Annotated in this window: 18 protein-coding genes, 1 tRNA gene and 1 pseudogene; 11 read left to right on the top strand and 9 right to left on the bottom strand. The window is 63.7% G+C overall.

All coding sequences use genetic code 11. From position 1 onward, the window contains the following. Positions 1-23: 23 nt before the first annotated feature. From EAO80_RS12375 to EAO80_RS20645, 3 genes are all read right to left on the bottom strand, one after another. On the bottom strand, positions 24-662 hold the full coding sequence (locus EAO80_RS12375; RefSeq protein ID WP_122090196.1) for a DUF7504 family protein: 639 nt from the start codon (positions 660-662) through the stop codon (positions 24-26). Between the two features lie 94 nt (positions 663-756). Beyond that, entirely contained in the window at positions 757-1,605 is an 849-nt protein-coding gene (locus tag EAO80_RS12380) for a geranylgeranylglycerol-phosphate geranylgeranyltransferase (protein ID WP_122090197.1), read from the bottom strand. A gap of 118 nt (positions 1,606-1,723) precedes the next feature. After that, a complete protein-coding gene (locus tag EAO80_RS20645) occupies positions 1,724-1,858 on the bottom strand; it encodes a hypothetical protein (RefSeq protein WP_281273039.1) in 135 nt (44 codons plus the stop codon). Between the two features lie 205 nt (positions 1,859-2,063). Between EAO80_RS20645 and EAO80_RS12385 the strand changes: the two genes are divergently transcribed. Then, entirely contained in the window at positions 2,064-2,273 is a 210-nt protein-coding gene (locus tag EAO80_RS12385; RefSeq protein WP_122090198.1) for a hypothetical protein, read from the top strand. Between the two features lie 51 nt (positions 2,274-2,324). After that, positions 2,325-2,858 (top strand): peptide-methionine (S)-S-oxide reductase MsrA, encoded by a 534-nt coding sequence (gene msrA / locus EAO80_RS12390; RefSeq protein WP_122090199.1) that lies wholly within the window; start codon positions 2,325-2,327, stop codon positions 2,856-2,858. 34 nt (positions 2,859-2,892) lie between these two features. On the opposite strand, the gene EAO80_RS12395 is transcribed toward msrA, so the two are convergent. The 3 genes from EAO80_RS12395 to EAO80_RS12405 all read right to left on the bottom strand — a co-directional run bounded on the left by EAO80_RS12395 (position 2,893) and on the right by EAO80_RS12405 (position 4,350). Continuing rightward, positions 2,893-3,366, bottom strand: a complete 474-nt coding sequence (locus EAO80_RS12395; protein WP_122090200.1) for a CBS domain-containing protein — start codon at positions 3,364-3,366, stop codon at positions 2,893-2,895. Positions 3,367-3,920: 554 nt separating this feature from the next. Beyond that, a tRNA-Arg gene (locus EAO80_RS12400) sits at positions 3,921-3,995 on the bottom strand. 46 nt (positions 3,996-4,041) lie between these two features. Continuing rightward, positions 4,042-4,350, bottom strand: coding sequence for a hypothetical protein (locus EAO80_RS12405; protein WP_122090201.1), 309 nt, complete (start codon positions 4,348-4,350; stop codon positions 4,042-4,044). 148 nt (positions 4,351-4,498) lie between these two features. Between EAO80_RS12405 and EAO80_RS12410 the strand changes: the two genes are divergently transcribed. Further along, entirely contained in the window at positions 4,499-4,855 is a 357-nt protein-coding gene (locus tag EAO80_RS12410) for a hypothetical protein (protein WP_122090202.1), read from the top strand. Here the strand turns inward: EAO80_RS12410 and EAO80_RS12415 are convergent. Both EAO80_RS12415 and mvaD read right to left on the bottom strand, forming a co-directional pair. Then, positions 4,852-5,058 carry a hypothetical protein gene (locus EAO80_RS12415; protein ID WP_122090203.1) on the bottom strand — a complete coding sequence of 69 codons (207 nt, stop codon included), beginning with the start codon at positions 5,056-5,058 and terminating at the stop codon, positions 4,852-4,854. The two genes, EAO80_RS12410 and EAO80_RS12415, sit on opposite strands and share 4 nt — an antisense overlap. Positions 5,059-5,075: 17 nt before the next feature. After that, positions 5,076-6,041, bottom strand: a complete 966-nt coding sequence (gene mvaD, locus EAO80_RS12420; RefSeq protein ID WP_122090204.1) for a phosphomevalonate decarboxylase MvaD — start codon at positions 6,039-6,041, stop codon at positions 5,076-5,078. A gap of 125 nt (positions 6,042-6,166) precedes the next feature. Between mvaD and EAO80_RS12425 the strand changes: the two genes are divergently transcribed. The 3 genes from EAO80_RS12425 to EAO80_RS12435 are packed head-to-tail and all read left to right on the top strand — an operon-like array spanning position 6,167 to position 8,439. After that, positions 6,167-7,363, top strand: a complete 1,197-nt coding sequence (locus EAO80_RS12425) for a sugar-transfer associated ATP-grasp domain-containing protein (RefSeq protein ID WP_122090205.1) — start codon at positions 6,167-6,169, stop codon at positions 7,361-7,363. A 45-nt stretch (positions 7,364-7,408) separates the two neighbouring features. Continuing rightward, positions 7,409-8,092 carry an endonuclease III gene (gene nth / locus EAO80_RS12430; RefSeq protein WP_122090206.1) on the top strand — a complete coding sequence of 228 codons (684 nt, stop codon included), beginning with the start codon at positions 7,409-7,411 and terminating at the stop codon, positions 8,090-8,092. 56 nt (positions 8,093-8,148) lie between these two features. After that, positions 8,149-8,439, top strand: coding sequence for a hypothetical protein (locus tag EAO80_RS12435; protein WP_122090207.1), 291 nt, complete (start codon positions 8,149-8,151; stop codon positions 8,437-8,439). Between the two features lies 1 nt (position 8,440). Here EAO80_RS12435 and EAO80_RS12440 read toward each other — a convergent pair whose 3' ends face one another. Further along, positions 8,441-8,917, bottom strand: coding sequence for a DUF7321 family protein (locus EAO80_RS12440; protein WP_122090212.1), 477 nt, complete (start codon positions 8,915-8,917; stop codon positions 8,441-8,443). Between the two features lie 94 nt (positions 8,918-9,011). Here EAO80_RS12440 and EAO80_RS12445 point away from each other — a divergent pair, with 94 nt between their 5' ends. The 5 genes and pseudogenes from EAO80_RS12445 to EAO80_RS12465 form a co-directional block, all read left to right on the top strand. Beyond that, entirely contained in the window at positions 9,012-9,782 is a 771-nt protein-coding gene (locus EAO80_RS12445) for a DUF7319 domain-containing protein (protein ID WP_122090208.1), read from the top strand. Positions 9,783-9,863: 81 nt separating this feature from the next. After that, entirely contained in the window at positions 9,864-10,502 is a 639-nt protein-coding gene (locus EAO80_RS12450; protein ID WP_122090209.1) for a halocyanin domain-containing protein, read from the top strand. A 1-nt stretch (position 10,503) separates the two neighbouring features. After that, positions 10,504-10,893: a DUF7318 family protein gene (locus EAO80_RS12455; protein ID WP_122090210.1), complete on the top strand. Its 390-nt coding sequence runs from the start codon at positions 10,504-10,506 to the stop codon at positions 10,891-10,893. A gap of 2 nt (positions 10,894-10,895) precedes the next feature. Further along, the gene (locus EAO80_RS12460) at positions 10,896-11,897 is read left to right on the top strand and encodes a ubiquinol-cytochrome c reductase iron-sulfur subunit (RefSeq protein WP_122090211.1); all 1,002 of its coding nucleotides are present in this window, start codon (positions 10,896-10,898) and stop codon (positions 11,895-11,897) included. Further along, positions 11,894-12,138: pseudogene (locus EAO80_RS12465) on the top strand (cytochrome bc complex cytochrome b subunit); the annotation flags it as partial. The gene EAO80_RS12460 and the pseudogene EAO80_RS12465, both read left to right, overlap by 4 nt.

Consider the following 12,138-nt stretch of genomic DNA (forward strand, 5'->3'; position numbering starts at 1 on the left):
ACGAATAACGCTTCTGTCGTCGGCTAATCGAGCCGCTGTGCCTCCGAAAGCCGTACCGTCGGCGCCTCGTCCGGCGAAACGGTGAGTTGGCCGTCGAACAGCTGTGTGAGGGTGTTGATCGTCTGGACGTCGTGAGCGGTCGAATCGAGGCAGTACAGCCCCAACGCGTTCGCGTTCCGGACGCGACCGGTGAAGACGTGTAGAAATCGAAACACCGTCTCGAGGTCGGCGTACATCAACAGTGTCGAGAGCGACGACAGTAACACACGGTTTCGCTTCCGACCGTGATCGCCGTAGAACGATTCGAGCAGCTCCGAGAAGGCGATCCCGATCTCGGTCATATCGACGTGCGAGGATGTATATCGGATCCGATCGTCTTCTGTCGGCGTCACGCCCTGTTGGGTGGTCACGCAGTCGATGATCCCGACGAGCGGATCGTCGGCGTCGGTGAGATCCGTGTAGGTTTCGAGCAGCCGCGATCCGGTGTCTCTCGTCGAGACGACGACCGCACCGTCGCCGGCGACGCTTCCGGCCGCGAGCGCTTCGAGACCGAGGCGCTGTTTACCGGTCATTGCCGGGCCGACGACGAGCAGGTTCGTTCCCGGATCAACGACGGTCGCATCTGGGATCGGTAACCCGTATACGTCGCGTCCATCGCTCATCGCCGCCGATATCCACCGGTGGTATCCCCTCGGAACACGTTACACACGATATATCCCTATTGACATATATCTGTTTGCATGCTGGGTGCACGGATCAGGCCCCGAGGACGATCGCGGCCCGTCCGATGACGAACGCGCCGGCCGCGAGGAACATCCCGTATTTCAGACGTTCCTGCCCTGTCGTCGGGTCGTCGAAGCTCACGGAGGCCGCCCAGAGCATCACGGCGTTGGCCGGCAGCACCGCGAGCAGGTAGACGGGGCCGAGCGCGCCGAGCAAGTAGGGAACGGGGCTTGCGAGGACCGCGAGGACGAGACAGGCCGCGCCGATCCACAGTGCCGGGCGCGCGCCGACGGCGATCGGGAGCGTGTTCAGCCCCTCCTCGCGGTCGCCCGCGAGGTCCTCGACGTCCTTGATCACCTCGCGGGTAAAGGTCGAAAGGGCGGCGAGAACGAACAGCACGCCCGGCGCGGTGACGTTACCGACCGCCGCGCCACCGAAGAGGAAGGTGCTCCCGCCCAGTGCGGCGACGACGGCGTTACCGACGCCCGGAAGTCCCTTGAACAGTTGCGTGTAGGCGACGAGCAACAGCAGGTTCACGATCGCGATCGTGATCGCCAGCGGCGGCAGCACCAGCACGAGGGCCACGGCCCCGGCGAAGAGGCCGACGCTGAACCCGAGCGCGCCTCGCGGCGAGACCGCCCCGCGAGGAATGGGGCGGCCGGGCTGGTTGATCCGGTCGATCTCGCGGTCGAAGTAGTCGTTGATCGCGTTTCCAGCGCCGGTGGCGAAGACGGTCGCGCCGGCCGCGGCGAGCGCCGGAACCGGGCCGTCGAACAGTCCGCCGGCGACGAACGCCCCGATCAGGGTCAGCACGCCGGCGGCTACGGCGTTGACCGGCCGCGTGAGTTCGAACAGTCCGCGAACCGTTTCGCTGCCAGCCATACCCGAACTCGACGAGGTACGAGGATAAGTGGCCCGTCTCGACCTCGGTCTCGGGCAGCTCGACCCGGCGACCCGTTCGATCACCGTTTCCAGTCCCGGTTCCGTTCTCGCCGGCGAACTACCGCTTCTCGACGCGGTAGGTAACTCCCACGTCGCTGGTCGAGAGGTCCGCTCGGCGTCGACTGGCCTCCCGGTGACTGTCGAACGGCCCCTCGACGACCGACTCGCCGGTCATCACGTAGTACTCTCCCATACTCACTGTTATATAATCGTGCACATATCGGTTTCGCTGATCGTTCTTGGACGGCAGGTGCAAGCCGAATCGTTAGATGTTCCGCCGGCTTCCTTTATAACGAACCGTCGGAGCGCCCGGCAGCGTCGGTCGCTCCGGAGCTAGAGGGGGGATACACACGGAGCGGCCGACGCTCCGTCCGACAGCAACCGCAGTTCGAGGAAACATGGGTCAATCGAAAGGATCAACCGAGTTCGACGGGGAACCGCGTCCGCAAACAACCGCCGGGGCCGATACTCCGCCAACGAACGATGCGGGGGAGTACGTCTGTAGCCGCCGCTGTGCGAACGGCACCCGCTGTCTGATAACCGTCTCGCTACCGTACATCTCCTGCCATCAGCACGACCAGTCCGAGCCCGTGGTCGGTGACGACTGAGTTCGGACACCGGATCCCACAGGTAATAGGTCTCGACGCCGTACGAAGGGTATGGCGACAGAGATCGCGACACTCGGCGGTGGCTGTTTCTGGTGTACCGAAGCCGCGATGAAGGAACTCGACGGTGTCGAGTCGGTCACCTCGGGATACGCCGGCGGCGACACGGCGGATCCGACCTACGAGGCCGTCTGCTCGGGTGGAACGGGTCACGCAGAGGTCGTACAGATCGAGTACGACCCCGAGGCCATCTCGTACGACGAGCTGCTCGACGTCTTCTTCGCGACCCACGACCCGACCCAGCTCGATCGGCAGGGTCCCGACGTGGGGAGCCAGTACCGCTCGATCGTCCTGTATCACGACGAGACCCAGCGCAAGCAGGCCGCCGCCTACATCGAGGCGCTCGACGAGGAGTACGACGACAGCGTGGTGACCGAACTCGACGCGCTCGAGGCGTTCTTCGCCGCGGAGGAGTACCACCAGGACTACTTCGAGAAGAACCCCAACGACGCCTACTGTCGAATGCACGCCCAGCCGAAGGTCGAGAAAGTGCGAGAGCGGTTCCGGAACAAGCTGCAGCAGGCGTAGGTGGATACGCCACCCCCTGAAACGCCCGTTCCGTTCATCCGTTCATCGCCCGATCGTCCGGTTCGTCGGTGATCGCTTCGGGGTGCTCGCCTCGATCGAGGTGGATCGGCTCCCCACGCCACGTGACGTCGAGTCGGGCCCGGGAGAGAAACGGCGACAGCGAACGCAGGGAAACGAGCCCCCGGTAGGTCTCGCCGTCGACGACGGGCAGATGTCTCACGCCGGCCTCATGCATCCGATCGGCGGCCAGACCCGTCGGCGTTCCGGACGGAACCGTCACGACCGGCGTCGACATGATCGCCTCGACGGAGACCGGTTCGTTCGTCTCCGCGACGAGGGCGACGAAGTCGGATTCGGTGACGATCCCGACGACCCGCTGGTCGTCCAGAACGACGAGTGCTGGAACGGCCGGGTCGCGAAGCCGCTGTGCGGCCGACGCGACTGGCGTTGTCGGTGAGACAGTCGGAACCGTATCCGTCATGACCGCTTCGACGTACGTTTCGATCATTGTGGTAGTAGCTGTCGTAGTGGTAGTTAATGACTTTCATTATAGTGTCTTTGATTCCTAGAACGTATATCTCCGATCAGTAGAATACTACATACGTCTGTTCGGAACGTTGTCTTCCTACTGTGACGAATCGCCCGCCGATTCAGGCGATTTCCAACTACTTAATCAATAGTATCTAAATACAAACTAATATCTTCTTACCCATAATTTTATAATATCTAAAATAGAACTAAATGTAATGAGAACCCCCTTACTGCAGGACGAAATCACGCGAAGTAACCGCGACGACGAGTTCGACTCGAAGCCGGTCGACGGAGCCGGGTTCGCGGTCGTGGTGATCAGCGGCCCGTGATCCGGTTCGTCGATACCGCGTCCGGATACGCGTCGGGCTTACGGTTGTGGCTGGATGGCGGACACTCTTCCTGAGACTCGGCAGTGTCGAGAACGGTTTCCATTCGATGGCAGAGATACGGGCGTTACAGGATTTAAACGATATCTAACAGATCGTTCCTCGATTCGCGGGTCACCCGAATTCGAATCAAGGGGAAAACGCATGGGCGCTGCAGGATTTGAACCCGCGGCAACTTGGTCCGAAGCCAAGTACTCTGTCCAGACTGAGCTAAGCGCCCGACATCACCCGGTTCGAGACAGTCGTTCTTAAGTCCCGCGATTTCCCTACAGACACGAGAGTCCACCCGCGACCATCAACGTGAGGCCGATCCCGACCCCGCCGTAGTTGATCGCTCCGGTCGGTGTGATGAGTTCGCTGTAGACGATCAGCGGGATCGCGAGCACCACAAGCCCGCTCACTACCAATCGAAGACGGCTCGATCGATTCGTCCCCCGATCGTCGAACGCGCGCCTGCTCTCGGCCAATCCGGCCGACAGCCGCGTACAGTCGTCGTTAGCCGAAACGTATCGCTCGACGGTCGCTCGCCACTCCCGCTCGGTGTCGCTCTCGCGTCCGGCGGAGTTTTCCGACATTGTCCGATCTCTCAGCGGCGACCGGCTTAACCCTTCGTCAGACATGTTTCATCCCATTGTCTGGTTTCGGCGGGTTCGGGTTCTCGCTTTCCGGGTCGCTCGACCGAGCCGGCAGCGGGTATAAAAGGACGAGCGGTCTATAGGGCGTATGGTACTCGGATCGATCGTCGCGTTCGTCGTTGCGCTCCTCGTTGGCGGGTTAGCGATCTACATCAGCGCCAGTGTCGTCATGGACGTCCAGGACTACAGTCACGCCGTGGTTACGGCGCTGGTGGGAGCCATCGCCTGGGGCCTGACCGCCTGGATACCTCTGTTCGGACCGATCCTCGCACTGATCGTCTGGGTCGGCGTGGTCAACTGGCGCTATCCCGGCAGCTGGGTCGACGCCGCGATCATCGGCGTCGTCGCGTGGCTCGCCGCGCTCGCGCTGCTGTTCGCCGTCAACGCCGTTCTCGGCCCTGTACTCGGTTTCAGCGTCGGCGCGTTCGGCGTTCCCGGCGCCTAATCGCCCCGTAGTCCCTCGTTGACGAGGTCGACCGCGTTTCTCACCGCCCCGACTGACAAGCGATATTCGGCAACGACGCGGGCCTCACGGTAGCTGCCTGCGCGCTCGACGGGGGTTTCGGTCCGCAGGTCGGGCCCTGCGCTTCGCTTCCGCCGTGCCAGCATCGCTCCGGTATAACCCGCCCCACGGACGATGATTCGCATACCGGCGGGAGGGAAGCCTAAAAGAGGTGGTCGTCGACCGTCCGGGCGGGCCCGCCGACCTCCCAGACGGTGGTCTCGACGCCGGCCTTTGCGACCTCGTCTTCGACCCGGTCGACGTGCTCGGCAGTAGTGTTGACGTAGACGCTCGCGCCCGTGTCCGTCGAGTAGTAGACCGGAACGCCCTCCTCGCGCAGCTCGCGCACCCGGTTGAACACCTCGATGGTTTCGGGCTGCCAGTAGACCCAGCCGGCGGGCCCGGTCATGGTCGTCGCCGCGAGCGACAGCGAGTCGTGTTCGGCGAGTTCGAAGGTTCGGTCGAACTCGCCCTCGCGAAGGGCGTCCCGAAGCTCGGCGATCTGGCCGTGCATGTGGGCCATCCGTGCCTGGAACATGTGGCTGTCGGCGGCTTCTTCATGGGCTTGCTCGGTCTCCTTATACGAAGGGACCAGCCCGGCGACGATCCGCAGTTCGTCCTCGAGGTCGGTTTCGATGCGCTCGGAGCGACAGTCCTCGTCGTTCAACCCCGTGTGCAGGTGACTGAACGCGCCGGTCACCGCGCGCGCGGCCGAGGAGGAGCCCCGCCGGGCGACGGTCGAGATATCGGGTCGTGAGAGGTCGAGGTCGGCGCTCTCACACAGCGCCATCGCCGCCGCGGCAAACCCCGAGGAAGAGGAGCCGAAGCCGACGTTCGACCGGAAGGAGTTCTCGCTTTCGAGGCGCACCCGATCGTCGATTCCCGCGAGTTCGCGGACGTGATCGACCACCGCCGCGACGCGCTCGTAGCCGCGCCCCGAGAGCTCCTCGCCGTCGACGACGTAGACGTCTTCTGCCCGATCCTCGAACCGGGCGGTCGTCCTCGTGTGACTCGGCGCGGTACAGACGCTGATGGAGTCGTGATACGGCAACCGGAGCTCCGGATCGCGCATCCCGTGGTACTTCGCGAGCCCCTGAATGGGGTGGGCGATCGCAGTCGCTTTCTTCATACCACGACCGGCGGCTGTCGGTCGCATAAACGCTACGCTTGTGCCACGAACGCACCGAAATGCCCCTGTCACGGACTAGTAAGGTGGTGCATTAGTATACGGCTAGCGCCTCGATACTACAACCGATGAGTGATCCGCCCTCCAGCGTACGTACGCACGCGACGTCGTTGCCGTCGCGGCTCGTCTCGGTGACGGCGACGGCCGCCGAGTACCTCCTCCCCGTACCCCACGAGCGGTGGCCCGTCCTCGCCCGGGACGAGATGACCCAGCCGTCCCCGCCGGTTTCGCTGGCGACGCGCCTCCGGCTCTACCGCCACGGCTTCCGGGCCCGTGCGGCCCATCTCTACGACTTCGAGACCTACGGGTTCGACGACTACCTCTCGGACGCCGCGCGGTACGTCGGCGCGTACTACATCAATGGCGCGTGGCGCGACGCGGTCGACAACAAGCTGCTCTGTCACCTCCTCCTCTCAGAGTTCGACGAGCACCTCCCGGCGGTATACGGGATCCTGAAGGACGGTCGGCTCCATCCCGTCGATCCGATGGAGCTCCCCCGTTCGGACGGTGGGACGGTCGGTCGATTGATCGGCCGCCCTGACGGCCCGCCGTCCTCGGTCGCCGATGGAACGGGCTGGTTTCTCGACCGGCTTCGAAGCGAAGGACGGCTCGTCTGTAAGCGGTTCAAAGGCGGCTCCGGAAAGCAGGTGCTGGTCTGTGCGTTCGACGCCGGCGAGTACCGCGTCAACGCCGAGCCCTGTTCGGAGGAGGAACTGCGTGCGCGCATCGACGGGCTGGAGGACTATCTCGTGACCGAGCACGTCGCGCAGGCGGCGTACGTTGCGGCGATCTATCCCGGATCGGTCAACACGATGCGGGTGCTGACGATGTACGATGCGGTCGCAGGCGAGGCGTTCGTCCCGATCGCGACCCACCGCTTTGGCACCCGTCGTTCGGGCGCGCTCGATAACTTCTCGCGGGGCGGGCTGTCGGTCGGGGTGGATCGCGAATCGGGATCCCTCGGGTCAGGGGTCCAGTACCTCCCGCCGGCCCCTCCCGAGACGTTTTCGTCCCACCCCGATACGGGCGCGGCGATCGAGGGCGTCGAGGTACCCGGTTGGGAAGCCATCGAGAGCGCGCTCGTCGAGATCGCCGAACGGCTCTCGTACATCCCGTATATCGGGTGGGACATCGTCGTGACCGGCGAGGGGGAGTTCTCGATCATCGAGGCGAACAACAACACTTCGGCGGCGATCCAGATCCACGAACCCCTGTTATGCAACGACCGCGCCCGGCAGTTCTACCTGGACCACGGCGTGATCTGACCCGCGAACCGAACCGCTCAACACGACGCGCTCTCGAACCCCGGTATGGGAACTCGACTCGATTCGCCCGAGGAACAGGCCGCCGAGGTCACCGATCGCCTGTTCGAGGAGTACCCCGATACGACGATCTCGCTCGACTTCTCGAACCGCCTCGAACTCCTGATCGCGGTGATCCTCTCGGCGCAGTGTACCGACGAGCGGGTCAACAAGGAGACCGAACACCTCTTTTCGAAGTACGATGGCCCCGAGGACTACGCGAACGCCGACCAGGAGGAACTCGCAGAGGACCTCAACTCGATCACCTACTACAACAACAAGGCGGGCTACATCCGCGAGGCCTGCGCGATCATCGCCGCCGAACACGGCGGTTCGGTACCCGACACGATGGACGAGCTCACCGCCCTGCCCGGCGTGGGCCGCAAGACCGCGAACGTCGTCCTTCAGCACGGCCACGACCTCGTCGAGGGCGTCGTCGTCGATACGCACGTCCAACGGATCACGCGCCGGCTGGGAATCACCGAGGAGCGCTCCCCCGAGAGGATCGAGCGCGAACTGATGGAACTCGTTCCGAGGGAGCACTGGCAGGAGTTCACGCATCTTTGTATCAGCCACGGTCGGGCGACCTGTACGGCACGTAGCCCCGAGTGTACCGAGTGTGTTCTCGAAGACATCTGTCCCTCGTCGAAGCTCGACAACGAGGTCGATCTGGCGAGCGGCGAGGCGTGGTGAGCCGTCGGTCGCGGGGCCAACGGTTTTCATCCTCGCCCTCGAAATCCGAGGATGCCATGACGGAATCAGACGAACACGGTCGAGACGTCACGCTCGATAAGGAAAAGGACGGAGAGGACGACGCCGAGGAGGAACTCGACGCGAAGGACGAGGAGGAGCTTCGAGAGCAGCGCGAGGAGGAAGCCGAGGAGGAACTCGACGCGAAGGACGAGGAGGAGCTTCGAGAGCAGCGCGAGGAGGAAGCCGAGGAGAAACTCGACGCCGAGGACGAACAACGTGAGGCGGCCGCAGAGGAGACGGCAAACCCCGACGCCCACCGCGACGAGCGCCCGTTCAACAACCGCTAAATCAGAGGTAGATCAGACCGTATCGGGCGACCCCCAGCGCGTAGGCGATCAGCCAGCACAGTAGGTAGCCGATCACGCCGATCCGCAGACGAAAGCGCCACGCGCCCATGTTCTCGTCGAGATCGTCGAGATCGACGTCCCGGTCGGGCTCACCGTAGAGGTTGTATCGGTGCTTGGCCTGAAAGATCCGGACGATCCCGGTGAGCGCGAAGAACAGGAAGGCGTAGGCCTGTACGCCGAAGACGGCGTGCATCGCCTGGAGTCCGCTGAGTCGCTCGAACAGTCGCGGGGCCATCCAGAGGAGAATCGGGCCGGTAGTGAGGAGCAGTCCCGTGGCGATGTACTTGAGATGCCGAACCAACACGGCCCACGTCACGGGATCGTTTTCGATGATGATCCACGCCCCGTAGAGGTAGAACGGGAAACTCACCGTCACGAGCGCGAGGGCGGTCGTCGCGAGGACGGCGGCCTCGACCATTATCGAGGGTTGGGTCGGCGACGCGTTAAACGGCGCGGATTCGCGTTCGAGGATCCCGGAACACGTATGTTCGTTCCGGTCCAACTTCAGGGAGATGGCTGACGGTCGTTCCTCTCAGGGAGCCGATTCCGACCGGAGCGAGCGCGAGGAGCGGTCGGTTCCCGCCGATGAGTACGACTTCGAGGAGTTCGGCCCCGAGGACATGGCGCGCATGAGCGCCGACGAGTGGGACGCGGCGTTCGATCCGGACTCGTGGATCACCGGTAACGAGTTGATCGACCGCGTCGAGGCCGACCTCAGATCTCGAATCGCGAACCGCGACGTCTTTGCGGTGCTCGAACGGTTCGCGGACCCGCCGCGGATCCTCGCCTACTCGGACGAGGGCTACGCGATCGTCTATCCCGACGGGAGCGTCGAGGGCGAAGGCACCGTCGTCCGGGACGTCAAGCCGACGGTCGCGCTCTGTTCGATGGACGACTACGAGGTGCCTACCCCTCCTGAAGACTGGTCGCTGCCCGACCCCGAACAGGTCCCCGAGGGGAGCGGCGATCTGGGCAACCAGATGCTGCAGGTGATCGCCTTCGGGCTCCTCCTCGCGGGAATCGCGGCGTTCGTCGGGCTGTTCGTCGGGGACGTCGGGGGCTCGGCCGTGATCGTGCTGGTCATCGCGATCCTGTTCGTGCTCGCGAGCGTCTTTCTCTTCCTCGTCGTCGCCAACGCGCGGCTCTCGGATCGGTTCCGTGCGGTCGAGTATCAGGATCGACTCCGAGCGGCGGGCGTTCAGTCGGCGGACCGTCCGGATTTCGTCCCGGTCGACGACGGGGAAATCGAGCCGATCGGTGAGGGCGAAAACGCCAGCGAGTAGCGGTCTCGTCGGGGACGGCGATCGGCCCGAGGGGCGTGTCATCGGTGGGTTTAAGCGAACACGGTCCTGATCCTTGGCTGTATGAAGAGGCGGGAATTTATCACAGCGGCCGGTGCTGGGAGCGCCGCCGCAGCGGCGGGTACGACCGGCGCCGTCGGCACCGCAGCCGCACAAGAGGACGACGGCACGACGGAAGTCCCCGAATGGCCCGAGTTCGTCGCCGAAGCCAATGACTACTCTACCGGCGAGACGGAGGACCTGCGTGGCGAAAGCGAGGCCACCGTCGAGGTCGGTGCCGGTGACGGGCTGGCCTTTGGCCCGCCGGCCATCTGGGTCGATCCCGGGACGACAGTCACTTGGGAGTGGACCGGCGAAGGAGGGAGCCACAACGTCTCCGCACAGGACGGTGCTGACTTCACGAGCGAGACGACCGGCGAGGGGGGATTTACCTTCGAACACACGTTCGAGGAGGACGGCCAGATCGTCACCTACCAGTGTGAGCCCCACGCCACACAGGGGATGCACGGCGGGGTCGCCGTCGGCGGCGTCCCAACTCAAGAAGTCACACCCGGCATCATAACCGACCCGGAGGAGTTGGGCATCAAAGTCCAGGAACACTACGTTGGGATCGGCGCCGTGCTTGCGACCTCCGTCTCGCTGGTCTTCACGTTCTTCGTCCTGAAATACGGCGAATCGCCGCACGCGAAAGGGGGGAACTGAGATGTCGTCCTCAGGCAACTCCTACGGCGATATCCACCGATACGAGCCGGCCCGCGAGAGCACGGTCGCCACGATCGCCATCGTTCTGCTGACGGTCCTTGAGGTCGTCCTGGTCGGTCTGTTCACGTACGGCCTCGTTTCGGCGTGGGGGACGACCCAGACGGGGAACATCTATCTCGGCGTGTTGCTCTCGATGACGTTCCTCGATCTGGCGTTCATCCTCGCGTTGTACCGCAAGGAGTTCCTCCCCGACGTGATGATCGTCAAGAAACGGCGCCGCAAATGGGAGGACCTCTACGTCCGGGAAGAACAGGCCGAGGGCCAGGAGTTCGCGGACGGCGCCCTCGAACACTTCAAACGCGCGGTCTATCCATACTACAAGAAGAATTAACAATGTCATCGAACGAAGACAAATATCCGGTCGAATCCGACCGACGGCGGTTCGTCAAGGGCGTTGTCGGCGCGGCGGCGATCGCCGGGATCGGTTCGACGGGTGCAGCGGCAGTCAACACCGCGACTCCGCCCACGGGCGCGGGCGGTGGAATCACTCCCTTCATGGGCATCGAACAGGTCGCGGGTCCCGCCCCACGAGGGATGCCGGTCATCCCCGTCGAGGTCGACGACCAGGGCGTCATCAGCGGCCGATGGCCGGAAGTCGTCGAGGAAACGGTCCAGGGACAGACGACCTATCTGGCCGAGGAGGACCTCGGCGGGATCACCTACACCTCACAGTGGTTCCAGTACTGTGGGAAACAGACCTCGCCGGCGTTGCTCCCGCGGGCGGATATGAACAACCAGTTCCTCTCGTCGGGTCAATCCCAGTACGAGTGGCAGTCGGAGCTCGAGGAAGGGGCACCGCTCAACATCTCGGATTTCGACGACTACGAGGAGTGGGGCAACGGGATCGGTAGCGACGGAATCGGAAAGCCCGGTCTTGCGACGTGGCGTTCGGAGGGGCTCGAACCCGCGGACACCCTTCAGGCGATCGTCATTCGCAGTCCGCAGGTAGAGGAGGCCGCCCAGAACGACGAGTTCCTCCAGGCGGCCACCCAGGACGGCGTCCTCGCGTATCTCAACGTCTGTACGCACTTCTGTTGCGTTCCCGGTTTCAAGGTCTCCGAGACGGCCGATCAGATCGGTCGAGGGGACAACGTCTACTGTCAGTGTCACCAGTCGATCTACGATCCGCTTACCGTCCTCGAACAGTCGTTCCTCTCGTTCCCACAGCCCGACGACGTGATACTTCCCGAAGGAGCGGGTGGCGGGGGCGGCAGCGGGAACGAAAGCAGTGGCGGGAACGAGAGCAGTAGCGGAAACGAGAGCGGCAGCGGGAATGAAAGTAGTGGCGGAAACGAGAGCGGAGGCGGAAACGAAAGCAGTGGAGAAGGTCAATGAGCCTCGAACGCGCGGACGAACACGACCATCAGGGCTGGATGCAAGAGCGCGACCTCTCGCCGATCGAGCAGGGCTACCTGATGACCCTGATGTGGCTCGATAAACGGTTTCGCATCGTCGACTACCTCGAATTGCTGGAGACGATGTACTACCGAGTCAACCTCCAGATGCCGAAGAGCCACACCGAACAGTACAACCTCGATAACAAGTTCTGGTACTGGTACCCGTTGTATTCGCTGGG

It is taken from the genome of Halalkalicoccus subterraneus (genome assembly GCF_003697815.1).
Classification (GTDB): Archaea; Halobacteriota; Halobacteria; order Halobacteriales; family Halalkalicoccaceae; genus Halalkalicoccus; species Halalkalicoccus subterraneus.